The organism is Pseudomonas sp. GL93, from assembly GCF_003408955.1.
Classification (GTDB): Bacteria; Pseudomonadota; Gammaproteobacteria; order Pseudomonadales; family Pseudomonadaceae; genus Aquipseudomonas; species Aquipseudomonas paracarnis.
Genome location: NZ_NKRF01000061.1, coordinates 43,024 through 68,013, shown reverse-complemented (window position 1 = coordinate 68,013; position 24,990 = coordinate 43,024). Strand labels below are relative to the sequence as shown.

The following is a 24,990-nucleotide window of genomic DNA, read 5'->3' as shown; positions in this document are numbered from 1 at the left end:
TGTGGCTTTAACCCGCTTCCACGCCGCAATTCCTCAGGTGAACGCATGCATTCCAAAGGAACCGTGATGCTCGATCTCCCGCTCAGACAAACCCTGCTGGCTCGCTCCGATTTGTTTCGAGGTATGCCGGAGCATCTCTTGCGCTACGTGGCCACTCATATGGTGGAGCGCACGCTGGATGATCGTGAGCTGTTGTATTTCAAGGACGACACCCTCGAATTCATTGCGCTGGTGGTGGAGGGGCGGATTTATTCGGTGGTGCATGGGCCCGATGGTCGAGAGCAGATCATCGGCAGTACCGGGGCCGGGCAGGTGGTGGGGGAGACGGCGTTGATCAAGGATCATGGGCGCGAGTCTTCCACCTTTGCCAGCGGGCCCACGCGGTTGTTGCAGTTGGGTAGCCGGCATTTTGCTGTGTTGTTTGAGGAACCGGTGTTTCTGCGGCGTTTGTTGATGCTGATGATGCTGCGTTTGCTGCACGCCATCGAGTTGCTGGAGTTGGTGTGCCTGCATCGGCTGGAGTCGCGCTTGGCGCGGTTTTTGTTGGCCAACCTGGGCGAGATCGACCTGGCGTTGGCCTTGCCCAGTGTGTCGCTGCCCGCCAGCCAGGGGGTGTTGGCGTCGATGCTGAATACCAGCCGCCCCAAGCTTAATGTGCAGCTGCAAGTGTGGCGGCGCAGTGGCGTGATCAGCGGCAATCTGGAGCGCATGGTGATCAACGATCTTGAGCATTTGCGGCGCAAGGCGTTTGCCTTGAATTAGTTGCCGTAGTGTTCCCCAGGTAACAGCGTACCCCCGTCGAGCCCTCGCAGACTGGCCCTTCATCAAGGATGCACAGGAGTGCTGGCGATGGGGATGACTGTTCAGTTCAAGGATCAATGGGCCGCCGATGACCGTTTGTTCGAAGCGAGTTGGCGCGCTGTGCACGGCGAGCTCAGGCGCCGGGCGTTGCGGCGGGCCAAGGGCAATCTGGATCAGGGCCAGGAGTGGTTGGCGGCCACGGCGATCAAGGCCCTGTTGTTTTTTCGGCGCTCGCCGGAGCGCATTCGTGACCCAGAGGGGTTTCTGTTTCTGGTGCTCGACCATGTGTTTCTCGACAGCTTGCGGCGCAGCAAGCGCGAGGGGCGGCTGTTCGATGATTCGGTGGACCTTGAGCACGATCACCTGGCCGCGCTCGCCGCGCCCTGCGCTTCGGTGCTGGAGCGGGTGGAATGTTATGAGCGCCTGGAGCAGATCGAGGCGCATGTTGCACGGTTACCGCTGTTGCAGCAGCGCTTGTTCGAGATGCGTTTTGTCGACGACCTGCCTTACCCGCAAATCGCCGCCGAGTTGCACGTGAAGCTGCCGCTGGTGCGCAAGCGTGTGCAACTGCTGCGCAGTGCCTTGCGCTGAAGGCGATTCACAGACGTTGGCGTGGGGCGTTCTAGTGGTATGAGCGCAGCACGCCGCCGCTATCCACACCCAAACCTGGGTGAATGCCATCAAGGAGAGATGTATGACAGAGGTCAACAGCCAGATCACCGACGCGGTCACTCAAACCAACGTCAAGGTGGTGGCCGAGGCGCCGGCCCAGGCCATCGCGTCGCTGTACCAGGTGGCCAGCAGCGCGGCGGGCCTGTCGTTGCAGAACGCGGTCAACAGCCAGCAGGCGATGAATCAGATTTCCAACGCGGTGATCTCCAAGGCCGTGGCGCTGATCATGCAGATTGGCGAGAAGGGCTGAGCCCTCGGGAGATCGATTATGTCGTGGTTCAGCAGAAAGAAACCCGCCGCCTCCCAAGCAACGCCCGCCGCCGATCCACCTGCGCCGGCCCCCGCCGCACCGGCCTCGCGCTCGATCATGGCGCGCATGAACGAGCACCTGCTCAACCAGGTGAGCGCGCCGTCATCCGATAGCACGGCGGCGCTCAATAGCCAGATCGTGCAGGCGGTGCAGTTCACCAATTCGCAGAACTTTGCCTATGCGCCGGCGCAGATCGCGGTGCCGGCCGACATGATGATCAGCCAGGCGGCCGGGCTGGTCGCGCAGGCGGCGGCGGGGTACTTCGACGGGGTCAGCAAGATCGCGTTGGCGGCCCAGGCCGTGCTGCTCCAGCAAATGACCGAGAACATCGTCAAGGACAACCTGCCGGCCGCTGCCGAAGACGCCTTGGGCGCCTTGGCCACCGACCTGCTGGTGGGCGCCGCTGCCGCTGTGGCCGCCGCTGCCGGGGCGATGGAAGCCGAAGCCGCGAGCGTTGCCATCGACAAGATCGACCAGAGCATCGCCAAGTACGCGAGCACCCTGGCCAACCGGGCCGCGCCAGCGACCTGAACCGAGCACAGCGCTCTGGCGTTCTGCTGGGGCGGTGCAACAGCAACTTGAAAGCAACTTTTCTTGAGTGAGGAGCGACATCATGCAGCCTGGAGATATTATTTTTTCTGTCAAACAAGATGATGACAGCGCAACGCGGGCGTTTATCAAAGCCGGTCAACTGGTCAAGGCCAAGGTGTTCTCGCAGGACACGACGTACCTGAACGTGGTGCATCCGGCGATTGCGGTGAGCGACACGATGGTGATCGAAAGTGTCGGCAGCGGCCTGGCCCTGACCGACCTGAGCCTGGAAAAACCGCCGCGCTCGGCGATGGTGTTTTCCTGCGTGGATACCGAGTTGGGCGAGGCGGCGACGGTGGCTGCCAAGCAGTTCTATTTCGACAAGATCGGCGGTGATATCCGGGGCCGCTATAGCGTGTGGAACGCGATGATCTCAGCCTTTCGGCGCTGGACTTCCGATACCAGCCTGGTGACGCGGATCAACGAGTCCATCGACATTGGCAGCGGGTCCTTTTGTTCGCAGTTCGCGGCCAACTGCTATGAAGTCGGCAACCTCTACAACGAGGCCAACCTGCTACCGCCTCCGCCTGCCATTTTCCCCAACCAGCCCAGCGCCATAACGCCTGCGGAGTTGGCGACCTTCTGTGATTCCTCGCCGCATTTTTACTTTGCCGGTTTCTGGCAGGACAACGTTGAGGTGCGGCTTTAGCGGGCGTGTCGCCGCCAAGGCAGCCCCTAAGGAGGTCGATATGCAACCCTCGGTCCTGTCCACCGATGACCGCCAACGGCTCGAAGCGATGCTGCGTAACCCGCAGATTTTCGCCGGAACGCCCCAGGCCATCGTCGACGAAACCCTCAAGCGCGCCACCCAAGTGCTTGAGCAATCGAAGGCCAACGAACAAGCGCTCAAGACCGCTGCCCAGCAACGTGAAGCGGCCCTGCGCCAGGTGCTGGACGGCGCAGCGCCCGACCAGGATGCGCAACGCAAGGAAGTGCAGGCACTGATCCAAGGGTTGATCACCCAGATTGAAGCGGCGCTGGGCCCCACTGCAAAACCTTGACCCCGCGTTTCACAGCGCCTGTTTCGCAACGTTCATTGATGAACACGGAATGCACCGTGTACTAAATAAGGAAATTGATCATGCCATTAGTCAACGAGCAAATTACCGACGCGGTCACCCAGACCAACGTCAAAGTGGTGGCCGAATCGCCAGCGATGGCGATGAGCACTATTTATCAATCCATGGCGCAGGCCACGGCGATTCTGTTCCAGAACGCCGTGTCGGCCCAACAGCAGCAAAACACCCTGGCTCAGGCTGCCACCAACCAGGGCGTGATGCAGATCTACAGCGTCGATACCACCGCAGGTGCGGCGGCCACCGAGAAGGTCGCCCAGGGCGGCGTGTCGGATAACCTCACCAGCCTGTTGACCGTGCTCAAGTCGTTCCAGCCTTAAGCACTGAGCAATAACGGATGTTGTTCTTTCTCAACCCAGGAGTTTCAACCATGAGTACAGTCAGCCCGCAAATCACCGATGCCGTTACCCAGACCAACGTCAAGGTGGTTGCCGAATCACCCGCGATGGCCATGAGCACCATTTACCAATCCATGGGCCAGGCCACGGCGATCCTGTTCCAGAACTCGGTCTCAGCCCAACAGCAACAAAACACCCTGGCTCAGGCGGCCACCAACCAGGGCGTGATGCAGATCTACAGTGTCGACACCACCGCTGGTGCCGCCGCCACCGAAAAAGTCGCCCAGGGCGGCGTGGCCGACAACTTGACCAGCCTGCTGGCCGTGCTCAAGTCGTTCCAACCTTAAGCTGCAAGGCCCCCAACAGCCCCGGCGCCCACAAGGCTCCGGGGCTGTTGTCGTGTGTGCGTTTGATCCGAAAGATGAACCAGATGCGCCATAATCGTTCTTTTTTTCGAACAGACTATTGCCCTGTACCCCCATTGATCCTAGGATTCGTTTGAGATTTCAAACGCTCTGTCTCCCGCGCGCTTTTCACCTATGCTGGCGTGCTGGACTGATTTCCCTGACGGCAGCCCAGGCTGATGCCATGTAGGAGCGAGCTTGCTCGCGAAAATCGTTAACGATGACGCAGCGTTTCTGGTTTTACGCGACGCCTTTGAATTTTTCGCGAGCAAGCTCGCTCCTACAACTACATTGCCCACAAGGCGCCTTTCAACAACTCTAATTCGCTCCGCGTGCGCGCGGTGCTGTTAAGGAAAGCCGACATGCAGCTTAAAGACACCCAGTTGTTCCGCCAGCAAGCCTTCATTGATGGCGCTTGGGTCGATGCGGACAATGGTCAAACCATCAAGGTCAACAACCCGGCCACGGGCGAGATTCTCGGCACCGTGCCGAAGATGGGCGCCGCGGAAACCCGCCGCGCCATCGAAGCCGCCGACAAGGCCCTGCCGGCCTGGCGCGCACTCACTGCCAAGGAGCGCGCCAACAAGCTGCGCCGCTGGTTTGAGCTGCTGATCGAAAACCAGGACGACCTCGGCCGCCTGATGACCCTCGAACAAGGCAAGCCACTGGCCGAAGCCAAGGGTGAAATCGTCTACGCCGCCTCCTTTATCGAGTGGTTCGCTGAAGAAGCCAAGCGCATCTACGGTGACGTGATTCCCGGCCACCAGCCCGACAAGCGCCTGATCGTGATCAAGCAGCCTATCGGCGTGACCGCAGCCATCACCCCGTGGAACTTCCCTGCTGCGATGATCACCCGCAAAGCCGGCCCGGCCCTGGCCGCCGGTTGCACCATGGTGATCAAGCCGGCCTCGCAAACCCCGTTTTCGGCCCTGGCCCTGGTTGAGCTGGCGCACCGCGCCGGTATCCCCAAAGGCGTGCTCAGTGTGGTCACCGGCAGCGCTGGCGACATCGGCGGCGAGCTGACCAGCAACCCCATCGTGCGTAAATTGTCCTTCACCGGCTCGACCGAAATCGGTCGCCAGCTGATGGCCGAATGCGCCAAGGACATCAAGAAAGTCTCCCTGGAGTTGGGCGGTAACGCACCGTTCATCGTGTTCGACGACGCCGACCTGGATAAGGCCGTCGAAGGCGCGATCATCTCCAAGTACCGCAACAACGGCCAGACCTGCGTGTGCGCCAACCGCCTGTACATTCAGGATTCGGTGTATGACGCGTTCGCTGAAAAGCTCAAGGTGGCGGTGACCAAACTGAAGATCGGCAACGGCCTGGAAGACGGCACCACCACCGGCCCGCTGATCGACGAAAAAGCCGTGGCCAAGGTGCAGGAACATATCGCTGATGCCCTGAGCAAAGGCGCCAAGCTGTTGGCCGGTGGCAAGGTGATGGAAGGCAACTTCTTCGAACCGACCATCCTGGTCGACGTGCCGAAAAACGCCGCCGTCGCCAAGGAAGAAACCTTCGGCCCGCTGGCGCCGCTGTTCCGCTTCAAAGACGAAGCCGAAGTGATCGCCATGTCCAACGACACCGAGTTCGGCCTGGCCTCCTACTTCTACGCCCGCGACCTGGGCCGTGTGTTCCGTGTGGCCGAGGCCCTGGAATACGGTATGGTCGGCGTCAACACCGGGTTGATCTCCAACGAAGTGGCGCCGTTTGGCGGCATCAAGGCCTCGGGCCTGGGCCGTGAAGGCTCCAAGTACGGGATCGAGGACTACCTGGAAATCAAATACCTCTGCCTGGGTATCTAAGGCACGGGCTTGCAGTAAACGCAGAGGGCACGAGAGCGCTGCCCCTTTGCGTGTTTCACATGGTTATTCGCAGTGGCCGGGAAAGCTGTGGCAGTCGATCATCGCATGCTGCCGTAGTTGCCTCCCCGCCACCTATCCTTGAGCTACGCCGCCCGATGAGCGGCGAATGAGGACTTTATGAGCAAGACCAACGCATCCCTGATGAAACGCCGCGAAGCCGCTGTACCGCGCGGTGTTGGCCAGATTCACCCGATCTTCGCCGACTCCGCGAAGAACGCCACCGTGACCGACGTTGAAGGTCGCGAGTTCATCGACTTCGCCGGCGGTATCGCTGTGCTGAACACCGGCCACGTGCACCCGAAAATCATCGCGGCCGTGACCGCGCAACTCAACAAGCTGACCCACACCTGCTTCCAGGTATTGGCCTACGAGCCCTACGTAGAAGTGTGCGAAAAAGTCGCCGCCAAGGTGCCAGGTGATTTCGCCAAGAAAACCCTGCTGGTCACCACCGGTTCCGAAGCGGTAGAAAACGCCGTGAAAATCGCCCGCGCCGCCACGGGCCGTGCCGGCGTGATCGCCTTCACCGGTGCTTACCACGGCCGCACCATGATGACCCTGGGCCTCACCGGTAAGGTCGTGCCTTACTCGGCCGGCATGGGCCTGATGCCGGGCGGCGTGTTCCGTGCGCTGTACCCCAACGACCTGCACGGTGTGAGCGTCGACGACTCCATCGCCAGCATCGAGCGCATCTTCAAGAACGATGCCGAGCCGCGTGATATCGCTGCAATCATCATCGAACCGGTGCAGGGCGAAGGCGGTTTCTACGTCGCGCCAAAAGCCTTCATGAAGCGCCTGCGCGAACTGTGCGACAAGCACGGCATCCTGCTGATCGCCGACGAAGTGCAAACCGGTGCTGGCCGTACCGGTACCTTCTTCGCCATGGAACAGATGGGCGTTGCCGCCGACCTGACCACCTTCGCCAAATCCATCGCGGGCGGCTTCCCGCTGGCCGGTGTGTGCGGCAAGGCCGAGTACATGGACGCCATCGCCCCAGGCGGCCTGGGCGGTACCTATGCCGGTAGCCCGATCGCCTGCGCCGCGGCCCTGGCCGTGATGGAAGTGTTCGAAGAAGAGCACCTGCTGGACCGCTGCAAGGCCGTGGGCGAGCGCCTGGTGACCGGCCTCAAGGCCATCCAGGCCAAGTACCCGGTGATCGGCGAAGTGCGTGCCCTGGGCGCGATGATCGCGGTCGAGCTGTTCGAAGACGGCGACACCCACAAGCCAAACGCTGCTGCAGTTGCCTCCGTGGTGGCCAAGGCGCGTGACAAGGGCCTGATCCTGCTGTCCTGTGGTACCTACGGCAACGTATTGCGCGTACTGGTGCCCCTGACCTCGCCGGACGAGCAGTTGGACAAAGGCCTGGCGATTATCGAAGAGTGCTTCTCCGAACTCTGACACGCCCCTGTAGGAGCGAGCTTGCTCGCGAAAAACTCCCAGGCACCGCGTTTCAATGAGTGCCCGCGTTTTCGTTGACGACCTTCGCGAGCAAGCTCGCTCCTACAAAAAGAAAAAGCAAAAAACCGCTTCGGCGGTTTTTTTGTGTCTGCGTCATTGTACGCACGCGCCTGCATTGTCTAAGGTGCAAGCATTGCCGATGGAGCGTGCTGGATGACTGCTGTTGATTTACCCGCTGTACCCCGAGTGTTAATTGCCGAAGCAGACCCTTGGTCGCGGGACCTGCTCAAGCAAGTGCTGTTGAATGTGCGCTGTGACGCACGGCTGGATGTGTGCGCCGATGGGCAGCACGCCGCCACGCTGTTGGGCGAAAAAACCTATGACCTGATCCTGGCGGATTGGGAGCTGCCGGGCGTGGATGGCCTGAGCCTGCTGCGCAGCGTGCGCCAGAAGCGCCGTTCGCTGCCATTTATCTTGCTGAGCAGTCGCAACGACAGCGCCAGCGTGCGCGAAGCCTTGCCCCTGGCGCCCACCGCCTACCTGACTCGCCCGCTGAACATGGAAAGCCTGACCCAGCGCTTGCAAGACCTGCTGCTCAACGAAGGCGAAAGCGTGTACTGCGAAATCCCACCGCTGGCGCCGGGCATGACGTTGCCAGCCTTCCTTGAGCGGCGCCGCGAGGTCTGCGATGGCGCGCCCTTGCGCGTGGACGTGAAAGCCGCCGTGCAACGCAGCCTCGGCCCCGAAGGCCTGGACCTCAAGCAGTTGGAAGATCAGGTACACAGCGACCCGCAAATCACCGCCGTACTGATCGCCGCCGCCAACAGCGCCGGCTACCACGGCACGCCGGTGCAGACCCTGCCAGAGGCCCTGCACAAGTTGGTGCCCGGCCAGAGCATGAACCTCATCCTGGGCCTGGCGCTCAAGCACAACGTGGTGTTGGGCGACCCTGGGCTGGTGGCCTACGCCGAGCGGCACTGGCAACTGTCCCAAGACAGCGCCGACTACGCCCGGCGCCTGGCGCGCATGCTGGAGCTCGATCACCAGCGCTGCTACAGCGCCTGCATCCTGCACCGCTTGGGCGACCTGGCCTTGTTGCGCTGCCTGGAGGACTGGCGCCAGGGCGGCGGCGCACTGGATGACGAAGCCATAGGCGAATCCCTCGACGCCTTTGGCGCGGCCTACGGTTCGGCGTTGCGCACGCGTTGGCGCTTGCCGCTGGAGTTGCGGCAGTTGATCGCGGGGATCTATTCACTTGAAGGCGGGGTGTATTCGCGCGAAGCCCTAGTGGTGAACCTCGCAGTGCAAATGGCGCGGCTGACTGAGCACGAAGGGCTGGAAGAACTTGCGGGCAGCAAGACCGCGCGGCTGCTCAAGGTCGGCTTGCCGGAACTGACCCGAGTGCGCAAAACCTGAAACACACACCGAATGCATGTAGGAGCTGGCTTGCCTGCGATAGCGGTGGGTCAGCCAAGACGCCATCGCAGGCAAGCCAGCTCCCACAGTTGATCGGTATTAACCGGCTATAACGCGGTTCTTGCCTTGGCGTTTTGCCTCGTACATCGCCGCATCCGCTCGCGCAAACAAGCTGTCGAGGGTGGAGTCGTCTTCGCGCAGGCCGGCCAGGCCCTGGCTGACAGTCACATTGAATTCATGCCCCTCGTAGCTGAACACCAACGCCTGGATTTCCTTGCCCAACCGCTCGGCAACCTGCAGGGCCATCTCCGGTGGGCAACCCGGCAGCACAGCAGCAAATTCTTCGCCGCCAACGCGCCCGAACAGGTCGCCACGGCGCAATACCCCGCGACCGCTCTCAGCGATGCGCCGCAGCACCTGGTCGCCCTCCAGGTGGCCGTAGGTGTCGTTGACGTCCTTGAAGTCATCGATGTCCAGCAACAGGAACGCCAGCGGGGTGCCCTGCACGCAGGCGTTGTCGAAGGCCTGGTTGGCGAGTTCGAAGAAGTGTCGGCGGTTGCTGCTTTGGGTCAACACGTCGGGGGGGGCGAGGCGATGCAGTTCCAGCTCAAGTTGCTTCTTTTCGGTGATGTCTTCGGCGATGCCCACCACGATCAGCGCTTCACCGGGCACCACCTGCTGGTTGATGTAGCACTTGTCGCTCAACCAGCGGATCTGCCCGTCAGCGGTGATGATGCGGTACTCGCGGTCCTCCACGGCGCCCTGTTCCAGCACGCGGGCCAGGCTGTGTTCGGCGTAGTCGAGGTCTTCGGGGTGAACGCTGTTGCGCCATTCCCGGTGGTCGGCCAGCAGCAGGCCGGCAGAGCGGCCAAACAGGCGCTCGTAGGCCGGGCTCACATACAGCACGCGGCGTGTTTCCCAATCGATGGCCCACAGCACGGCGTTCACGCTGACCAGCAGGGAACTGAGCAGTTGCTCACGCTCACTCAGCCGCTCGACTTCACCTTGAGCATGCATAAGCGCCAACAGGGTCGCCGCCGCGGCCGGGCGCGGCGGCTCTGCGGTGGGCACATCGGGCAGGCTGGGCTTTTCGTGAACCATCGGTACAACTCTCTCTGGGCGCGCCGCAGGGTACAAAAGCGGTCACTACAAGGGGTCACCATGATGGCGAAGTGTTCTTTGAGAGAGGGGAATTGCAGTGAAGTTCCGTGAACGGCGTGGATTGACGGTGCCCGGAAAATGACGCCAAAAAGCCAGTGTGTGGGAGGGCGAACCCTCCCAACGCACCCTCACACCGCTGTAGGACGCAACGAGTAAGTCTTCAACTGGTGGGCAAAATCGCGCAGGGATTGGATGCCACTGGCCTCGGCTTCATGCACCCATTCCTTGATCGCGGCCAGCATGTCGTGGCCGTTGGAACTGGTCTTGAGCCAGATCTGCTGCAGCGCCAGGCGCTTTTCGTAGATCACCGTGAGGGCATGGCTGTGTTCCAGCATGCTCTGGATGCGCAGGTGATGGCGGTCTTCCAGCAAGCTGGTTTCCCGCGACAGCAGGCGCTTGGCGCGGTGGAACTGGTGGCGCACCGAATGATCGACCTTCTCCAGCTCCTGCTTGACCAGTGGGCCAATCACCAACTTGCGGTATTGGGCCATGATCTGGAAGCGGTTGTTGAGGATCGCCATGGCGGTGTCCATGTCCAGGCTACCCTTGCCTTCGACGCGGTGGGCGATGGGCGCTACACGCTGCACCTTGGCCAGGCGCAGGAAGCTGAACACTTTGATCCAGGCCCAACCGAGGTCGAATTCCCACTTCTTCACCGACAGCTTGGCCGAGTTAGGGTAGGTGTGGTGGTTGTTGTGCAGCTCTTCGCCGCCGACGATGATGCCCCACGGCACCAGGTTGGTGGCGGCGTCACGGCATTCGAAGTTGCGATAGCCCACGGCATGCCCCAGGCCGTTGATCACGCCGGCGGCCCAGAACGGGATCCACATCATCTGGATCGCCCAGATGGTGATACCGATGGTGCCGAACAGCAGCAGGTCGATCACGCCCATAAGCGCCACGCCCAGCAACGGGTAGCGCGTGTAGAGATTGCGCTCGATCCAGTCATCCGGGCAGTTCTTGCCGTAGATGCGCAGAGTCTCGGGGTTTTCCGCCTCGGCGCGGTACAGCTCGGCACCTTTGCGTAGCACGGTGGACAAGCCCTTGATCACCGGGCTGTGCGGGTCATCGATGGTTTCGCACTTGGCGTGGTGCTTGCGGTGGATGGCGGTCCATTCGCGGGTGTTCTGCGCCGTGGTCAGCCACAGCCAGAAGCGGAAGAAATGTTTAAGGCCGGCATTGAGCTCGAGCGAGCGATGGGCCGAATAACGGTGCAGATAGACAGTGACCCCAATAATGGTCACGTGGGTCATCAACAGCGTGACTGCCACCAGTTGCCAGGCGGACAGATCAAGAAAACCGTTGTACCACATAGGCTGTATGGCCCTCAGATAAAGAAAAAAACAGCACCCGCATTATCACTTCCTTTGCAGATAAAACCAGTCACCGTTTCAGATAAGACTTACAAAGTGTTTCCTCCTCTATAATCCGGATCCTTTGTAGGGCGATTCTGGTTATTTAGTAAGGATTACTAAGCATATGCTGTTTTCATACCGAGGTGCCCTACGTGCGGGGTTGGTGTACCTGCTGGTTTCTATCGTTTGGCTCCAGCTCAGCAATTACCTATTAATCAACTTTATCGATGAACCCATGGAGCTGGGGCACTGGCTGCAGGCGCGTGGGTACGTGGGGGTCAGCCTCAGCGCGTTGCTCATTTACTGGATAGGCCGGCGTTTTGCCCGCGCCCACGCGTTGCAACAACCCCTGAAAGAAAATCGCGAGCGCCTGCGCCAGGCCGCTGCGGTGTTCGATTGCACCCGCGAAGGGGTGCTGGTCACCGATACTCAGGGGCTGATCGTGCACGTCAACCGCGCGTTCATGGAGATCACCGGCTACCAGCGCCACGACGTGATGGGCCAGCGGCCAAGCCTGTTCAAGTCCGGGCGCCACTCGGCGCATTTCTACCAGCAAATGTTCCAGGCCCTGGAAAGCACCGGCGAATGGAGCGGCGAAATTTGGAACCGACGTAAAAGCGGCGAGGTTTACCCCCAGTGGCAAACCATCCGCGTGATTCACGACGACCAGGGCAAGGTCAGCCACTACGTCGCGGTGTTCTCGGACATCAGCGCCATGAAGAACTCTGAGCACGAATTGGCGCACCTGGCCCATCACGACCCGCTCACCGACCTGCCCAACCGCCTCTTGTTTACCGATCGCGCCGAGCAGGCCCTGGCCTCTGCCCAGGTGCACAAGCGTGGCTGCGCTCTGCTGTTGATGGACCTGGACCACTTCAAGATCATCAACGACAGCCTGGGCCATAACGTCGGCGATCAGTTGCTCAAGCTGGTGGCCGAACGCCTCGGCGGCCTGTTTGGGCCGGGGGTTACCCTGGCGCGCCTGGGGGGCGACGAATTTGCCGTGCTGGCAGAAAGCTGCCCGCAGGTGGTGCAAGCGGCGGCCTTGGCGCAGCGCATGCTCAACGCCATGAAGGATCCGTTCATTTTTGACGGCAACCAGCTGTTTATCAGCGCCAGTATCGGTATCAGCCTGTTCCCCAGTGACGCCCTGAGCGCCGAACAATTGCTGCGCAACGCCGATTCCGCGTTGTTCAAGGCCAAGAGCGCCGGGCGCGAAGGCTACGCGTTGTATACCGAAGAGCTGACCGCCCACGCCCAGCACCGGGTGGAAATCGCCGGCGAACTGCGCCGCGCCCTCGACCAACATGAGCTGCGCGTCTATTACCAGCCGGTGCACGACCTGCACGACAGCCGTTTGGTCGGCGTTGAAGCACTGGTGCGCTGGCAGCACCCGGAACGCGGCCTGGTACCCCCGGGCGAATTCATTCCCATCGCCGAGCGCACCGGGCTGATTGCCGACATCGATGCATGGGTGATGGACCAGGCCTGCCGCCAGATGCGCCAATGGCTGGCCGACGGCGCGCCGCTGAGCTTTATCGCAATCAATGTCTCCAGCCGCCTGTTTGCCCGGCGCGAGCTGTATGAGCAAGTGGCCCAAGTGCTGCACGCCACTGGGCTGGATCCGGCCTTCCTGGAGCTGGAAGTCACCGAGAGCGCAGTGATGGACGACCCGGAAGTCGCGCTGGAGCAACTGCACCGCCTGCGCGAACTGGGCCTGCGCCTGGCGATCGACGACTTTGGCACCGGCTATTCCTCGTTGCTGCGCCTCAAACGCCTGCCGGTGCAGAAGCTCAAGATCGACCAGGGCTTTGTGGCGGGCTTGCCGTGGGACGAAGACGACGCGGCGATTGTGCGCGTGGTGATCGCCCTGGCCAAAAGCATGGGCATGCAGGTGCATGCCGAAGGGATCGAGCAGGTGGAACAGGCGCGATTCCTTCTGGATCAGGAATGCGACATGGGTCAGGGGTATTGGTTTGGACGGCCGATGCCGGCCCAGGAGATTGATTGGACGCGGGCACCGCTGATCCGCCAGGACTGACGCGGTCAATGTGGGAGCCGGGCTTGCCCGCGAAGGCGGTGTGTCAGTCACTGCATCTGTAACTGCACCACCGCTTTCGCAGGCAAGCCAGCTCCCACAGGGTTCTGCGGCGCCTGTGCAGGAGAGTTTTTTCTGTCGAAACCCTTGCAACCCCATGCCCCGTCAGAAAATTCTTTCTGGTTATATAAACATTCTTAAATAGTATTTTTAAGAATATCCGCGCTTATCTACTATCGCCCTCACGCCGCAAGCAGTGCCGCCACTGCCAGGCACTTCTCATTTCAGGAGCGAGACCATGAGCGCATCTCTACGTAGCGTTGACGGCCAGGACGAAGCAGCCATTTTGCGTGAAATCCAGAGCGCCCTGCGCGACCTGCGGTTTGGCGCGGTGGAAATCACCGTACACAACGCCCAAGTGGTACAGATCGAACGCAAGGAAAAATTCCGTCTGCAGAACCCCGGTAACAAACCGAGCTGAGCAAGAACGGCGATAGACCCGCAATTACAAGAAAAGCCAACACTCAAGAATTTCAGGAGCTTCTATGTCGTCGATTCGCCGTTATGCCTTGGCCGCATTGGCCAGTGCCGTGTTTGCCGGTTCCGCCGTTGCCAAGGACTACGAGTTGCTCAACGTCTCGTACGACCCCACCCGTGAGCTGTACCAGGACTACAACGCTGAATTCACCAGCTTCTGGAAACAGTCCCACCCCGGCGACAACGTCAAGATCCAGCAGTCCCACGGTGGCTCGGGCAAACAAGGCCGGGCGGTGATCGATGGCCTGCGCGCCGACGTCGTCACCCTGGCCCTGGCCGGTGACATCGACGAAATCGCCAAGCTGGGCAAAACCCTGCCGGAGAACTGGCAGACCCGCCTGCCGGACGCCAGCACGCCGTACACTTCCACCATTGTGTTCCTGGTGCGCAAGGGCAACCCCAAGGGCATCAAGGACTGGGGCGACCTGATCAAGAAAGACGTGTCGGTGATCACGCCCAACCCGAAAACCTCCGGCGGTGCACGCTGGAACTTCCTCGCCGCCTGGGCCTACGGCCTCAAGGCCGGCGGCAGCGAAGCCAAGGCCCAGGAATACGTCAAAGAGCTGTTCAAGCACGTCCCGATACTGGACACCGGCGCGCGCGGTTCTACCATTACCTTCGTCAACAACGGCCAGGGTGATGTGCTGCTGGCATGGGAAAACGAGGCGTTCCTCGCCTTGAAGGAAGACGGCGGCGCCGACAAGTTCGACATCGTAGTGCCGTCCCTGTCGATCCTGGCGGAACCGCCTGTGGCCGTGGTCGACAAGAACGCCGAGAAAAAGGGCAACACCGAGATCGCCACGGCGTACCTCAACCACCTGTACAGCCCGGCGGGCCAGGAGATTGCGGCGAAGAACTTCTACCGTCCACGGGATGAAAAAGTCGCCGCCAAATACGCCCAGCAGTTCCCGAAACTGGACCTGGTGACTATCGACAAAGACTTCGGCGGCTGGAAAACTGCCCAACCGAAATTCTTCAATGACGGTGGCGTGTTCGACCAGATCTACACGGCGCAATAAGCCAAAGTACCTGTAGGAGCGAGCTTGCTCGCGAAGATCTTCAACGATAACGCGTACAGGCTGAATGAGCGCGGTGCCTTTGAGTTCTTCGCGAGCAAGCTCGCTCCTACAGTAGTGTTTACCCTTTAACCAAGGACTCTTATGTCGCGTCGTATCTCCCCCGTCATACCCGGCTTCGGGCTGACGCTGGGCTACACCGTGGTGTACCTCAGCCTGATCGTACTCATCCCCCTGGCGGCGATGTTTGTACACGCCGCTCAACTCACCTGGGATCAGTTCTGGAACATCATTTCCGCACCTCGCGTACTGGCGGCCTTGAAGCTGAGCTTCAGCACCGCGCTGTACGCCGCACTCATCAACGGCGTGATCGGCACGCTGCTGGCCTGGGTGCTGGTGCGCTACACCTTCCCCGGGCGCAAGGTCATCGACGCGATGATCGACCTGCCGTTCGCCCTGCCCACCGCCGTCGCCGGTATCGCGCTGACGGCGCTGTACGCGCCCAACGGCCTGGTTGGCCAGTTTGCCGCCGACCTGGGTTTCAAGATCGCCTACACCCCCCTGGGTATCACCCTGGCGCTGACGTTCGTTACGTTGCCCTTCGTGGTGCGCACGGTGCAGCCGGTACTGGCCGATATCCCCCGGGAAATCGAAGAGGCCGCCGCCTGCCTCGGTGCCAAGCCGTTGCAAGTGTTCCGCTACATCCTTGTGCCGGCATTGTTGCCCGCCTGGCTGACCGGCTTCGCCCTGGCGTTTGCCCGAGGCGTGGGTGAGTACGGTTCGGTGATCTTCATCGCCGGCAACATGCCGATGAAAACCGAAATCCTGCCATTGCTGATCATGGTCAAGCTCGACCAATACGACTACCGCGGCGCCACCTCCATTGGTGTGCTGATGCTGGTGGTGTCCTTTGTCTTGCTGCTGCTGATCAACCTGTTGCAGCGGCGCATCGAACGTCCATAAGGAGGCGCGGAACATGTCCCAATCGTCTATTTCCGCCGCGTCCTCGGCCAACGCCGCCCGTCGTGGCAGCGCGACCTCGCGACGTATCCTGATCGGCCTTGGCTGGCTGGTGTTCGTGCTGTTCCTGCTGCTGCCATTGCTGGTGGTGGTGTCCCAGGGCTTGAAGAACGGCCTCGGCACGTTCTTCACCGCAATCCTTGAACCAGACGCGCTGTCGGCGCTGAAGCTCACGGTGATCGCCGTGCTGATTTCGGTGCCGCTCAACCTGGTGTTCGGCGTCAGCGCCGCCTGGTGCGTGAGCAAGTACTCGTTCCGTGGCAAGAGCATCCTGGTCACGCTGATCGACCTGCCGTTCTCGGTCTCGCCGGTGATCGCCGGCCTGGTGTACGTGTTGATGTTCGGCGCCCAGGGCTTCTTCGGGCCGTGGCTGCAAGAGCATGACATCCAGATCGTGTTCGCCCTGCCGGGCATCGTGCTGGCGACCATCTTCGTCACCGTGCCGTTCGTGGCCCGTGAGTTGATCCCGCTGATGCAGGAGCAGGGCACCCAGGAAGAAGAAGCCGCGCGCCTGCTGGGCGCCAATGGCTGGCAGATGTTCTGGCATGTCACCGTGCCGAACATCAAGTGGGGCCTGATCTACGGCGTGGTGCTGTGTACGGCGCGGGCCATGGGTGAGTTCGGCGCGGTGTCGGTGGTGTCCGGTCACATTCGCGGCGTCACCAACACGCTGCCGCTGCATGTCGAGATTCTTTACAACGAATACAACCACGTTGCCGCGTTTGCGGTGGCCAGCCTGTTGCTGATCCTGGCGCTCTTCATCCTGCTGCTCAAGCAGTGGAGCGAGAACCGAATCAACCGCCTGCGCAACAGCGCGGGTGAGGAATAAGTCATGTCGATCGAAGTCCGTAATGTCAGCAAGAACTTCAACGCCTTCAAGGCCCTGGACAGCATCAACCTGGATATCCAGAGTGGCGAGCTGGTGGCGTTGCTGGGCCCGTCCGGCTGCGGCAAGACCACGCTGCTGCGCATCATTGCCGGCCTGGAAACCCCGGATGCTGGCAGCATCGTGTTCCATGGCGAAGACGTCTCCGGCCACGATGTGCGTGATCGCAACGTGGGCTTTGTGTTCCAGCACTACGCGTTGTTCCGTCACATGACCGTGTTCGACAACGTCGCTTTCGGCCTGCGCATGAAGCCGAAAAACCAACGCCCCACCGAAAGCCAGATCGCGAGCAAGGTTCATGAGCTGCTGAACATGGTGCAGCTTGATTGGCTGTCCGACCGTTACCCGGAACAACTCTCCGGTGGCCAGCGCCAGCGTATCGCCCTGGCCCGCGCCCTGGCGGTGGAGCCCAAGGTGTTGCTGCTCGACGAACCCTTCGGCGCCCTCGACGCCAAGGTGCGTAAAGAACTGCGCCGCTGGCTGGCGCGCCTGCACGAAGACATTAACCTGACCTCGGTATTCGTGACCCACGACCAGGAAGAGGCCATGGAAGTTGCCGACCGTATCGTGGTGATGAACAAGGGCGTGATCGAGCAGATCGGTTCACCGGGCGACGTCTACGAAAACCCGGCCAGCGATTTTGTTTATCACTTCCTGGGTGACTCCAACCGCTTGCATTTGGGCGAAGACAAGCACCTGCTGTTCCGCCCTCACGAAGTGTCGCTGTCGCGCCATGAGCTGGAGGATCACCATGCGGCGCAGGTGCGGGATATTCGGCCGTTGGGCGCGACCACGCGGGTTACGCTCAAGGTTGAGGGCCAAAGTGAACTGATCGAGGCTGAAGTGGTGAAAGACCATGACAGCCTCACCGGCCTGGCGCGGGGCGAGACCCTGTTCTTCAAACCCAAAACCTAAGCCCAACACAAAACTCCTGTGGGAGCTGGCTTGCCTGCGAAAGCGGTAGTGCAGTAACAGATGCAGTGATTGACACATCGCATTCGCGAGCAAGCCCGCTCCCACATTTAGACCTCGCTTGGCTTAAGGTCGCGGCGAGTCATGGGCCCCGAACGCTCTTCAATCTGCCGCTTGAGGTCCTGCCGCAACCCCAGCAAAAACGCCAACTCCGCCACCACAAACAACGGCCCCACGATCAGCCCCGACACATCGTCCACAAACGCAGGCTTCCTGCCTTCGTAGTAATGCCCGACGAACTGAATCACCCAGCCCACCACAAACATGCCCACGCCGCTGCTCAGCCACACCACCGTGCTTTGCGCCGCCAGCACATGCCCGGCCCACACCGACAAGCCCATCAGCACCGTCATCAACACGCCCAAGGCCAGTTCCAGGCGCAGATAAAACCACGCCGAAAACAGCGCCAACAGCACCGCAGGTGATAGCCACAGCCCGCCCACTGACCATTCGGGGCGCGACAGCAGCACGGCCACCGCCACTACAATCAACGGAATACCGATGAAGTGGCTGGCGATGTTGCGTGGGTCGCGGTGGTACGCGGCGTATTGACTGAGGTGGTCGACGAGGCTTTTCATTGTTGTTCCTCCTGTAGGATGTTTGATCATGCCCTGTCAGTCGGTGCCTAACTGTCAACTGGGCGACAATCTTCGGAGTTCGCATGGACACAGCGACATGGCATGCGCAATTGGCTCGCGGTCATTGGTTCAGCCATTTGCCGCCTGACTTGCAGCGTAGCTTGCTGGAGGCGGCACGGTTGCGTGTGCTGACGGCGGGGCAGGACCCGTTCAAGCGCGGTGACCCGCCGTGCGGCGTGTATGCGGTGCTGGAAGGCACGGTGCGCATCAGTGCGGTCAGTGCCCAAGGCAAGGAAGCGGTGTTGAGCCTGGTGGAAACGCCCTACTGGTTCGGCGAGATCTGCCTGTTCGACAATCTGCCGCGCACCCACGATGCCCTGGCCACCGGCGCATGCAGGCTGTTGCAGGTACCGCAGGCGGCGATGCTCGGCATTCTCGAACAGCGTCCGCTGTTCTGGCGAGAGATGGCCCTGTTGATGAGCCATAAACTGCGGCTGTCGTTGATCAATATCGAACAGATAAGCCTGATGCCTGCGTCGGTGCGCCTGGCTCATCGGTTGCTGATGATCGCCCAAGGCTACGGCGAAGTGGAGCAGGCGCGCCGCGTGCTGCAACTGCCCCAGGAGGATCTGGCGGCGATGCTGGGCCTGTCGCGCCAGACCATCAACAGTCTGCTCAAAGCGCTGGAGCAACAGGGCATTATCGGCTTGAGTTACGGCGCCATCGAGATACGCGACCTCAATGGGCTGCGGCTGGCCGCGGGCCTATGAACCGCGATAGGTGGAGAAGCCGTAAGGGCTGAGCAGCAGCGGGATGTGGTAGTGCTGGTCGGCCTGCTTGACCTGGAAAATCACCGGCACCTCGGGGAAGAACGTCTCGCGGTTCGCCTTCTTGTAGTAATCGCCAGTCTTGAACACCACGCGGTACTCGCCCGGTTGCATGCTGCGGTTGGCCGGGAACAGTTCGGCGATGCGGCCCTGCTGGTTGGTCACACCTTCAGACAGCGACTGCCATTTATCGCCCACGTGCTGTTCAAGGGTGACATTGACCCCGGCGCTTGGCAGGCCATTTTCCAGGTTGAGTACGTGCACGCTCAGGGGGTTGCCGTCGGCCAGGGCCAGGTTGCACAGGCCACTCAGGCTCAGTGCGGCGAGGGTCATGCTCAAGGTTTTCATCGCGAAGTCCTTTTGAGGGAGGGGGAATCAAGGGGTGATTTTCAAGCCCAGTTGCTCGGCGGCCTGTACGGCGCAGGCTTCATCCTGCGCGGCGCCACCGGCACCGGCGATGCCGAGGGCACCGACCAGTTCGGCATCGGCAAACAGCGGCACGCCACCGCCGAGCAACAGCAGTTCGGGCAAGCTGTTGAGGTTGGCGGCCTCGGGGTTATTACGCGCCCGTTCGGCAAACAACCGGGTCGGGTTTTTTGTCGACAGCGCCGTGTACGCCTTGCGTTGGCTGGCGAGGCTGTTGTGCGGGCCGACACCGTCAGCGCGCAGGCCCAGCAACAGGTTGCCACCGCGGTCGAGTACGGTCAGCGCCGCGGTGCAATGGGCCAGGCTGGCGTCGGCCAGTTGGCGAGCGGTGTGCAAATCCAGCTCGGCGTGGCGTGGTAACTGTGGCGCCGCCTGGGCGACGGTGGCCACGGCGAGGCTCAGGAACAAGGCAGTGCGGTACATAGTGAGGGCTCCAGAAAGCAGGCCGTCACGGTAACCAGCGGACGCGGACAAAAGCCGCACAATTGGATGACAGGTTTGTAATCAAACTCAGGGAATTTTGGTGGTTGTACTGGCCTCATCGCAGCATAGGTATCTACACAACTTTGGGGTGACGCTGGACCTGTGGCGAGGGAGCTTGCTCCCGTGACGGCCTGACAGCCGACGCATCTCTACCTGACACCCCAGGATCCAAATGTGGGAGCTGGCTTGCCTGCGATGAGGCCCTTTCTACTGCAACCCCTCGCGAAACTGCCCCGGCGTCATCCCCGTCCAGCGCTTGAACGCACGATTGAAACTGCTGGTATCGGCAAACCCCAGCAAATGGCTGATCTCGGCCAATGAGCACTGCGGGTCGCGCAGGTGTAATAACGCCAGGTTTTGCCGGCACTCATTGAGCAAGGCGTCGAATCGACACCCTTCATCGGCCAGATGCCGCTGCAAGCTGCGCAGGCTCAAGTGCAGCGCTTGGGCGATGCGTTCGGCGCTTGGCTCGCCGTCCGGCAATTGCGCCTCGATGGCGGCGCGCACCTTGCGTTCCCAGGTTAGCGGTTGCAGTTGGGCGAGGGTGCGCTTGAGCACGGTTTCGTTGTGTTCGGCCAGCTCCGGGTTGGCGTCGTCCAGGTGGCTGTCGAAGTCGTGGGCGGCGAACTCCAGGCGGTCTTCGTCGGCGGCAAACCATACCGGCGCGCGAAATACCGTGTGCCACGGCTTGGGGTCGGCGGGTTCCGGGCGCCGCAGGTAAACGGCCAACGGCGCATAGTCGCGCCCGAGGCGGTTGCGGCAGGTGCGTACGTAGATCGCCGCAAACGCATCGATCGCTTCCGGCGCGGGCGCAGGGCTGCCTGGGGGTTGGAGCAGGCGAAAACGGTAGACGTCGCCGTGGCGGCTCAGCTCCAGGTCCAAGGCATCACTGACCACCTGGTGATAGCGCACGATGCGCTCGAACACCTCGCGCAAGCTGCCGCTGGCCACCAATGCGTAACCCAGCGCATGAAAGGTGGTGGGGCTGACAAACCGCGACACCCGCAACCCAATCGCCGGGTCGCCACTGGCCTGTACCGCCAGCGCCCATAAGCGCGTGGTGGCCGACAACCGGTAGCGGGCGTTGGGGTCGTCCATCTGCTGCGGGTCGAGCCCGGCTTCGGCGCACAGCGCGGCGCTGTCGAGGCCCAAGGCGTCGAGCTGCTTGCGCAGGGCACGGGTCCAGCTGGCGAGGGAAGTGGGTTCGGTCATGGCAATTGGCGCTTGGGGTCAACAGATTGGCGTGCGCGGCTAGCGTCCTGCGCTAGGGTTAGGTGCAGGATTCAGGCATCACTTCACAAGAGAATGGAAGCATGGACGGTACTTCTGCAAGCCCCCAGCCGTTGAACGCACAACAGCGTTCGGCACATATCCGCGAGGTCGTGATGGCCGAAGGCGTGCGCTTGCGCCAGCGGCACCCCTGGTTGTTGCATCAGGACGCACTGGGCGCAGGCATCCTGGCCTTTGCCCTGCTGGGTATGTTCGGCTCGGCAGCGCTCTATATCAGCGGTCATATGGCCTGGTGGGTGTGTCTGCTGCTCAATGCCTTCTTCGCCTCGCTCACCCACGAGCTGGAACACGACCTGATCCACAGCATGTACTTTCGCAAACAGCGCGTTCCCCACAACGTGATGATGGGCCTGGTGTGGCTGGCGCGGCCAAGCACCATCAACCCGTGGATACGCCGGCATTTGCACCTCAACCATCACAAGGTCTCGGGCACCGAAGCCGACATGGAAGAGCGCGCGATCACCAATGGCGAACCCTGGGGCATCGCGCGGTTGCTGATGGTGGGGGACAACATGATGTCGGCCTTGATCCGCCTGTTGCGCGCCAAGACCTGGCCGCACAGGTTCAGCATCCTCAAGCGCGTGCTGCTGGTGTACGCACCGCTGGCCTTGCTGCATTGGGGCGCGTGGTACGTCTTCCTGGGCTTTCATGCCGCCAATGGGATTGCCAGTTTGATGGGCGCGCCCATTCAGTGGTCAGCCGGTACCTTGCAGGTGATGCAGGTGATCGATATCGCTGCGGTGGTGATCATCGGCCCGAATGTGTTGCGCACCTTCTGCCTGCACTTTGTCAGCTCCAACATGCACTACTACGGCGATGTGGAGCTGGGCAATGTGATCCAGCAAACCCAAGTGCTGAACCCTTGGTGGCTGTGGCCGTTGCAGGCGTTCTGCTTCAACTTCGGCAGCACCCATGGCATCCATCACTTTGTGGTGAAAGAGCCGTTCTACATCCGCCAGATGACCACCAAGGTGGCGCATAAGGTGATGGCCGAGATGGGGGTGCGCTTCAATGATTTTGGCACCTTTGCCCGCGCCAACCGCTTCGAGCGACTCGAGCAGGCACACAGCGATTTAGCTCACCTCAGCAGGCAATAAACGCCAGGGGCAAATCGCGAATCTGTTCGCGCACGGGCGGTTGGTAGTGGTCATCGCTGATCAGTTCGTGCAGCAGTTCTTCGCGCAATTGGTGGAATTCAAAGCTGCTGCGCTGGCGCGGATGGGGCAGGGCGATGTCGACTATTTGCTTGATGCGCCCGGGCCTGGGCTCCATCACCACCACGCGGTCGGCGAGGAAAATCGCCTCTTCCACGTCATGGGTGACCAGCACCGTGGTGATCCTGGCGCGGGCGCGAATTGCCAACAGTTCATCCTGCATCTGCTGGCGGGTCAGCGCGTCGAGGGCGCCGAAGGGTTCGTCCAGCAACAGGATGCGCGGGCTGGCCACCAGGCCGCGGGCAATCGCCACCCGTTGCGCCATGCCGCCGGAGAGTTGGTGGGGGTAGGCGCGGGTGAAGTCGGTGAGGCCCACCAGCTCGATAAAATCACCGATGCGCCGCGTGCGCTCGGCCTCGCTCAGCGGCTCGTTGACCAGGCCCAGGCCGATGTTTTGCGCCACGGTCAGCCATGGGAACAGCCGGTGTTCCTGGAACACAATGCCGCGTTCGCCGCCGATCCCGCTGACGGCGTTGCCATCCACCCGGATCTCGCCGCGATATTGCGTATCGAGCCCCACCAGCAGGCGCAGCAGGGTGGACTTGCCGCAACCGCTGGCGCCGACAATCGCGACAAATTCCCCTTCGGCCACCTCCAGGTTGAATTCGCGGATGGCTTCCAGTTCGAAGCCATCGACGTCGAAGGACTTGCCCACATGGTTGAAGCTGACAATCGGTGCGTTCATGCGTGTCTCCAGCGAGTGGCGCGGGTTTCGAGGCGTTGGCCGAGCAGGTTGAGGGTGGCGCCGGTGAGGCCGACCAGCAGCATGCCGCTCATGATCAGGTCCATGCGCAGCAGCTGTTGGGCACCGATCATCAGGCTGCCGATGCCGCCATTGGAGGGCATGAAATATTCGGCGCCGAGGGTGCCCATCCACGCGTAGATCAGGCTCAGGCGCAGGCCGGCGAAAATCCCCGACGCAGCGCCCGGCAGCACCAGACGGCGCAAGCGTTGCCAGAGGTTCAGGCGCAGCACCTGCGCGGCTTCGCGCAGCTGGGGCGACAGGTTGAGCACGCTGCGCTGGGTGGCGATAAACAACGGGAAGAAGGCGGCGAGGGCGATAAACACCCACTTGGCCAGTTCACCCAGGCCGAACCAGGCGGTCAACAGCGGCACCCAGGCGAAAATCGCAATCTGACGCAGCGCGGACAAGGTTGGGCCGAGCAGTCGTTCACTACGCCGCGACAACCCCAGCCACAAACCCATGGCAAACCCCAGGCTGCCGCCGAGCAACAAGCCGCCCAGGGCCCGGCCCAGGCTTTTGCCCAGGGCGGTGGTCAAGCTGCCATCCAGCACGCCGGCCAGGGTGGTTTGCAGCACGGTCCAGGGGCTGACCAGAATGTTCGGGTCTACCCAGCCCTGTTGCGTCGCTGCCTGCCACAGCGCCAACAACAGCAAGGGTAACAACCAGGGCTGCAGGCGTTGCCAGCCTTCATAGTGTGGCCCGCGGCGGATCTGCGCAGTGGCGGGGTGAGGCCAGTGCACCCACTTGCGATCCAGCCAGCCGATGCCGCGGTCCATCACCACACCCAGCACGCCAATGACCACGATGCACACGAAGACGATATCGAGCATGAACAACTGGCGCGCCCACACCATCAGGTAGCCGATGCCTTCGCTGGAGGCCAGCAACTCCACGGCCAGCAGGGAGGTCCAGCCGGCGGCCAGGGCCAGACGCACGCCGGCCATGAACGCAGGCAGTGCGGCGGGCAGGACCAGGCGGCGGATCAGCAAGTGGCCAGGCAGGCGCAGTACACGGGCGGCTTCGCGCAGGTTGGGCTGGGCGTCGCGAACGCCCACCAGGGTATGCAGGGTCACGGGCACCACGATGGCCTTGACCAGCACCACCAGTTTGAGGGTTTCGCCAATGCCGAAAAACACCATGAATAGAGGAATCCAGGCCAGGGTCGGCACTTGCGCCAGCGCGCTGAAGGTCGGGAATACCAAGCGCTCGGCGCGCGCACTGAAGCCCAGGAACGCACCCAGTATCGCGCCGGCACTGATACCGGCCAGCAGGCCCCAGAACAGGCGCTGCAAGCTGATCGCCAGATGGCTCCATAACTCGCCGCCGGCCAGTTCCACCGCACTGCTCCACACCAGGGCGGGGGTGGGCAGAATCTGCTCGCTCATCCAATGATTGCGGCTGGCCAGCCACCATAAGGCAAACAGCGTGAGCGGCAGCAGCCACGGCAATAAACGCTCGCCCAGCTGCGGCCAGCGCGACGCGAAGCCTTTGGACGGGGCCGCCAGCGGCAGGCTCAGAAGTGAAATCCGGGCCATGGAGGACCTCCGAATGCGTTATGTGATTTCGATCTTATA

The 24,990-nt window shown here is 61.8% G+C and carries 27 protein-coding genes; 19 read left to right on the top strand and 8 right to left on the bottom strand.

The genetic code is table 11. The features are described 5' to 3' along the window. Window positions 1-45: 45 nt before the first annotated feature. The 11 genes from CER19_RS10450 to CER19_RS10400 all read left to right on the top strand — a co-directional run bounded on the left by CER19_RS10450 (window position 46) and on the right by CER19_RS10400 (window position 8,868). Window positions 46-762, top strand: coding sequence for a Crp/Fnr family transcriptional regulator (locus tag CER19_RS10450; protein WP_116666359.1), 717 nt, complete (start codon window positions 46-48; stop codon window positions 760-762). An 87-nt stretch (window positions 763-849) separates the two neighbouring features. Next, entirely contained in the window at window positions 850-1,392 is a 543-nt protein-coding gene (locus CER19_RS10445; RefSeq protein WP_172415492.1) for an RNA polymerase sigma factor, read from the top strand. 103 nt (window positions 1,393-1,495) lie between these two features. Next, window positions 1,496-1,723 carry a RebB family R body protein gene (locus CER19_RS10440; protein WP_003187543.1) on the top strand — a complete coding sequence of 76 codons (228 nt, stop codon included), beginning with the start codon at window positions 1,496-1,498 and terminating at the stop codon, window positions 1,721-1,723. An 18-nt stretch (window positions 1,724-1,741) separates the two neighbouring features. Beyond that, a complete protein-coding gene (locus tag CER19_RS10435; protein ID WP_116666358.1) occupies window positions 1,742-2,314 on the top strand; it encodes a hypothetical protein in 573 nt (190 codons plus the stop codon). Window positions 2,315-2,396: 82 nt separating this feature from the next. After that, complete coding sequence (locus CER19_RS10430) at window positions 2,397-3,023, top strand: hypothetical protein (protein WP_003187547.1); 627 nt, start codon at window positions 2,397-2,399, stop codon at window positions 3,021-3,023. Window positions 3,024-3,063: 40 nt separating this feature from the next. Further along, a complete protein-coding gene (locus CER19_RS10425) occupies window positions 3,064-3,375 on the top strand; it encodes a hypothetical protein (RefSeq protein ID WP_116666357.1) in 312 nt (103 codons plus the stop codon). An 80-nt stretch (window positions 3,376-3,455) separates the two neighbouring features. After that, window positions 3,456-3,770: a RebB family R body protein gene (locus CER19_RS10420; protein ID WP_003187550.1), complete on the top strand. Its 315-nt coding sequence runs from the start codon at window positions 3,456-3,458 to the stop codon at window positions 3,768-3,770. Between the two features lie 50 nt (window positions 3,771-3,820). Beyond that, entirely contained in the window at window positions 3,821-4,135 is a 315-nt protein-coding gene (locus CER19_RS10415; protein WP_003187551.1) for a RebB family R body protein, read from the top strand. 419 nt (window positions 4,136-4,554) lie between these two features. Further along, on the top strand, window positions 4,555-5,997 hold the full coding sequence (gene gabD, locus CER19_RS10410; protein ID WP_003187552.1) for an NADP-dependent succinate-semialdehyde dehydrogenase: 1,443 nt from the start codon (window positions 4,555-4,557) through the stop codon (window positions 5,995-5,997). A 177-nt stretch (window positions 5,998-6,174) separates the two neighbouring features. Then, window positions 6,175-7,452, top strand: coding sequence for a 4-aminobutyrate--2-oxoglutarate transaminase (gene gabT, locus CER19_RS10405; protein WP_116666356.1), 1,278 nt, complete (start codon window positions 6,175-6,177; stop codon window positions 7,450-7,452). 213 nt (window positions 7,453-7,665) lie between these two features. Continuing rightward, window positions 7,666-8,868, top strand: coding sequence for an HDOD domain-containing protein (locus CER19_RS10400; protein WP_116666355.1), 1,203 nt, complete (start codon window positions 7,666-7,668; stop codon window positions 8,866-8,868). Between the two features lie 99 nt (window positions 8,869-8,967). On the opposite strand, the gene CER19_RS10395 is transcribed toward CER19_RS10400, so the two are convergent. Both CER19_RS10395 and desA read right to left on the bottom strand, forming a co-directional pair. Then, window positions 8,968-9,969 (bottom strand): sensor domain-containing diguanylate cyclase, encoded by a 1,002-nt coding sequence (locus CER19_RS10395; RefSeq protein ID WP_116666354.1) that lies wholly within the window; start codon window positions 9,967-9,969, stop codon window positions 8,968-8,970. 188 nt (window positions 9,970-10,157) lie between these two features. Then, the gene (gene desA, locus CER19_RS10390; protein WP_116666353.1) at window positions 10,158-11,342 is read right to left on the bottom strand and encodes a delta-9 fatty acid desaturase DesA; all 1,185 of its coding nucleotides are present in this window, start codon (window positions 11,340-11,342) and stop codon (window positions 10,158-10,160) included. Window positions 11,343-11,508: 166 nt separating this feature from the next. Between desA and dibA the strand changes: the two genes are divergently transcribed. The 6 genes from dibA (at window position 11,509) to CER19_RS10360 (ending at window position 17,796) form a co-directional block, all read left to right on the top strand. Then, window positions 11,509-13,425, top strand: coding sequence for a phosphodiesterase DibA (dibA, locus tag CER19_RS10385; protein ID WP_116666352.1), 1,917 nt, complete (start codon window positions 11,509-11,511; stop codon window positions 13,423-13,425). A 295-nt stretch (window positions 13,426-13,720) separates the two neighbouring features. Further along, window positions 13,721-13,903 (top strand): sulfur starvation response protein OscA, encoded by a 183-nt coding sequence (gene oscA, locus CER19_RS10380; protein ID WP_003170956.1) that lies wholly within the window; start codon window positions 13,721-13,723, stop codon window positions 13,901-13,903. Between the two features lie 64 nt (window positions 13,904-13,967). Continuing rightward, on the top strand, window positions 13,968-14,978 hold the full coding sequence (locus tag CER19_RS10375; RefSeq protein WP_003187562.1) for a sulfate ABC transporter substrate-binding protein: 1,011 nt from the start codon (window positions 13,968-13,970) through the stop codon (window positions 14,976-14,978). A gap of 141 nt (window positions 14,979-15,119) precedes the next feature. Further along, on the top strand, window positions 15,120-15,938 hold the full coding sequence (cysT, locus tag CER19_RS10370) for a sulfate ABC transporter permease subunit CysT (protein WP_003187564.1): 819 nt from the start codon (window positions 15,120-15,122) through the stop codon (window positions 15,936-15,938). A 13-nt stretch (window positions 15,939-15,951) separates the two neighbouring features. Further along, on the top strand, window positions 15,952-16,824 hold the full coding sequence (gene cysW, locus CER19_RS10365; RefSeq protein WP_014716421.1) for a sulfate ABC transporter permease subunit CysW: 873 nt from the start codon (window positions 15,952-15,954) through the stop codon (window positions 16,822-16,824). 3 nt (window positions 16,825-16,827) lie between these two features. Further along, window positions 16,828-17,796, top strand: a complete 969-nt coding sequence (locus CER19_RS10360; protein WP_072434693.1) for a sulfate/molybdate ABC transporter ATP-binding protein — start codon at window positions 16,828-16,830, stop codon at window positions 17,794-17,796. A gap of 107 nt (window positions 17,797-17,903) precedes the next feature. On the opposite strand, the gene CER19_RS10355 is transcribed toward CER19_RS10360, so the two are convergent. Continuing rightward, entirely contained in the window at window positions 17,904-18,431 is a 528-nt protein-coding gene (locus tag CER19_RS10355; protein WP_116666351.1) for a DUF962 domain-containing protein, read from the bottom strand. A gap of 83 nt (window positions 18,432-18,514) precedes the next feature. On the opposite strand from CER19_RS10355, the gene CER19_RS10350 reads away from it, so the two are divergent. Further along, window positions 18,515-19,201, top strand: a complete 687-nt coding sequence (locus tag CER19_RS10350) for a Crp/Fnr family transcriptional regulator (RefSeq protein WP_116666350.1) — start codon at window positions 18,515-18,517, stop codon at window positions 19,199-19,201. On the opposite strand, the gene uraH is transcribed toward CER19_RS10350, so the two are convergent. The 3 genes from uraH to CER19_RS10335 all read right to left on the bottom strand — a co-directional run bounded on the left by uraH (window position 19,196) and on the right by CER19_RS10335 (window position 21,379). Next, window positions 19,196-19,606, bottom strand: coding sequence for a hydroxyisourate hydrolase (uraH, locus tag CER19_RS10345; protein WP_014716425.1), 411 nt, complete (start codon window positions 19,604-19,606; stop codon window positions 19,196-19,198). The genes CER19_RS10350 and uraH overlap by 6 nt on opposite strands. 27 nt (window positions 19,607-19,633) lie before the next feature. Beyond that, window positions 19,634-20,107: a heme-binding protein gene (locus CER19_RS10340; RefSeq protein WP_116666349.1), complete on the bottom strand. Its 474-nt coding sequence runs from the start codon at window positions 20,105-20,107 to the stop codon at window positions 19,634-19,636. A 267-nt stretch (window positions 20,108-20,374) separates the two neighbouring features. Then, window positions 20,375-21,379 carry an AraC family transcriptional regulator gene (locus CER19_RS10335; protein WP_116666348.1) on the bottom strand — a complete coding sequence of 335 codons (1,005 nt, stop codon included), beginning with the start codon at window positions 21,377-21,379 and terminating at the stop codon, window positions 20,375-20,377. Window positions 21,380-21,480: 101 nt separating this feature from the next. Between CER19_RS10335 and CER19_RS10330 the strand changes: the two genes are divergently transcribed. Continuing rightward, window positions 21,481-22,554, top strand: a complete 1,074-nt coding sequence (locus CER19_RS10330) for a fatty acid desaturase (protein WP_116666347.1) — start codon at window positions 21,481-21,483, stop codon at window positions 22,552-22,554. Here the strand turns inward: CER19_RS10330 and CER19_RS10325 are convergent. Together CER19_RS10325 and CER19_RS10320 are read right to left on the bottom strand one after the other, a co-directional pair. Further along, entirely contained in the window at window positions 22,541-23,356 is an 816-nt protein-coding gene (locus CER19_RS10325; protein WP_116666346.1) for an ABC transporter ATP-binding protein, read from the bottom strand. The two genes, CER19_RS10330 and CER19_RS10325, sit on opposite strands and share 14 nt — an antisense overlap. Beyond that, window positions 23,353-24,951: an ABC transporter permease gene (locus tag CER19_RS10320; RefSeq protein WP_116666345.1), complete on the bottom strand. Its 1,599-nt coding sequence runs from the start codon at window positions 24,949-24,951 to the stop codon at window positions 23,353-23,355. The genes CER19_RS10325 and CER19_RS10320 overlap by 4 nt, the downstream gene beginning before the upstream one ends. Between the last annotated feature and the right edge of the window lie 39 nt (window positions 24,952-24,990).

What these genes read in the sequence shown, in the direction of transcription:
- CER19_RS10450 (WP_116666359.1), top strand. Translation starts at nt 46, where the DNA reads ATGCATTCCAAAGGAACCGTGATGCTCGATCTCCCGCTCAGACAAACC.
- CER19_RS10445 (WP_172415492.1), top strand. Translation starts at nt 850, where the DNA reads ATGGGGATGACTGTTCAGTTCAAGGATCAATGGGCCGCCGATGACCGT.
- CER19_RS10440 (WP_003187543.1), top strand. Translation starts at nt 1,496, where the DNA reads ATGACAGAGGTCAACAGCCAGATCACCGACGCGGTCACTCAAACCAAC.
- CER19_RS10435 (WP_116666358.1), top strand. Translation starts at nt 1,742, where the DNA reads ATGTCGTGGTTCAGCAGAAAGAAACCCGCCGCCTCCCAAGCAACGCCC.
- CER19_RS10430 (WP_003187547.1), top strand. Translation starts at nt 2,397, where the DNA reads ATGCAGCCTGGAGATATTATTTTTTCTGTCAAACAAGATGATGACAGC.
- CER19_RS10425 (WP_116666357.1), top strand. Translation starts at nt 3,064, where the DNA reads ATGCAACCCTCGGTCCTGTCCACCGATGACCGCCAACGGCTCGAAGCG.
- CER19_RS10420 (WP_003187550.1), top strand. Translation starts at nt 3,456, where the DNA reads ATGCCATTAGTCAACGAGCAAATTACCGACGCGGTCACCCAGACCAAC.
- CER19_RS10415 (WP_003187551.1), top strand. Translation starts at nt 3,821, where the DNA reads ATGAGTACAGTCAGCCCGCAAATCACCGATGCCGTTACCCAGACCAAC.
- gabD (WP_003187552.1), top strand. Translation starts at nt 4,555, where the DNA reads ATGCAGCTTAAAGACACCCAGTTGTTCCGCCAGCAAGCCTTCATTGAT.
- gabT (WP_116666356.1), top strand. Translation starts at nt 6,175, where the DNA reads ATGAGCAAGACCAACGCATCCCTGATGAAACGCCGCGAAGCCGCTGTA.
- CER19_RS10400 (WP_116666355.1), top strand. Translation starts at nt 7,666, where the DNA reads ATGACTGCTGTTGATTTACCCGCTGTACCCCGAGTGTTAATTGCCGAA.
- CER19_RS10395 (WP_116666354.1), bottom strand. Translation starts at nt 9,969, where the DNA reads ATGGTTCACGAAAAGCCCAGCCTGCCCGATGTGCCCACCGCAGAGCCG.
- desA (WP_116666353.1), bottom strand. Translation starts at nt 11,342, where the DNA reads ATGTGGTACAACGGTTTTCTTGATCTGTCCGCCTGGCAACTGGTGGCA.
- dibA (WP_116666352.1), top strand. Translation starts at nt 11,509, where the DNA reads ATGCTGTTTTCATACCGAGGTGCCCTACGTGCGGGGTTGGTGTACCTG.
- oscA (WP_003170956.1), top strand. Translation starts at nt 13,721, where the DNA reads ATGAGCGCATCTCTACGTAGCGTTGACGGCCAGGACGAAGCAGCCATT.
- CER19_RS10375 (WP_003187562.1), top strand. Translation starts at nt 13,968, where the DNA reads ATGTCGTCGATTCGCCGTTATGCCTTGGCCGCATTGGCCAGTGCCGTG.
- cysT (WP_003187564.1), top strand. Translation starts at nt 15,120, where the DNA reads ATGTCGCGTCGTATCTCCCCCGTCATACCCGGCTTCGGGCTGACGCTG.
- cysW (WP_014716421.1), top strand. Translation starts at nt 15,952, where the DNA reads ATGTCCCAATCGTCTATTTCCGCCGCGTCCTCGGCCAACGCCGCCCGT.
- CER19_RS10360 (WP_072434693.1), top strand. Translation starts at nt 16,828, where the DNA reads ATGTCGATCGAAGTCCGTAATGTCAGCAAGAACTTCAACGCCTTCAAG.
- CER19_RS10355 (WP_116666351.1), bottom strand. Translation starts at nt 18,431, where the DNA reads ATGAAAAGCCTCGTCGACCACCTCAGTCAATACGCCGCGTACCACCGC.
- CER19_RS10350 (WP_116666350.1), top strand. Translation starts at nt 18,515, where the DNA reads ATGGACACAGCGACATGGCATGCGCAATTGGCTCGCGGTCATTGGTTC.
- uraH (WP_014716425.1), bottom strand. Translation starts at nt 19,606, where the DNA reads ATGAAAACCTTGAGCATGACCCTCGCCGCACTGAGCCTGAGTGGCCTG.
- CER19_RS10340 (WP_116666349.1), bottom strand. Translation starts at nt 20,107, where the DNA reads ATGTACCGCACTGCCTTGTTCCTGAGCCTCGCCGTGGCCACCGTCGCC.
- CER19_RS10335 (WP_116666348.1), bottom strand. Translation starts at nt 21,379, where the DNA reads ATGACCGAACCCACTTCCCTCGCCAGCTGGACCCGTGCCCTGCGCAAG.
- CER19_RS10330 (WP_116666347.1), top strand. Translation starts at nt 21,481, where the DNA reads ATGGACGGTACTTCTGCAAGCCCCCAGCCGTTGAACGCACAACAGCGT.
- CER19_RS10325 (WP_116666346.1), bottom strand. Translation starts at nt 23,356, where the DNA reads ATGAACGCACCGATTGTCAGCTTCAACCATGTGGGCAAGTCCTTCGAC.
- CER19_RS10320 (WP_116666345.1), bottom strand. Translation starts at nt 24,951, where the DNA reads ATGGCCCGGATTTCACTTCTGAGCCTGCCGCTGGCGGCCCCGTCCAAA.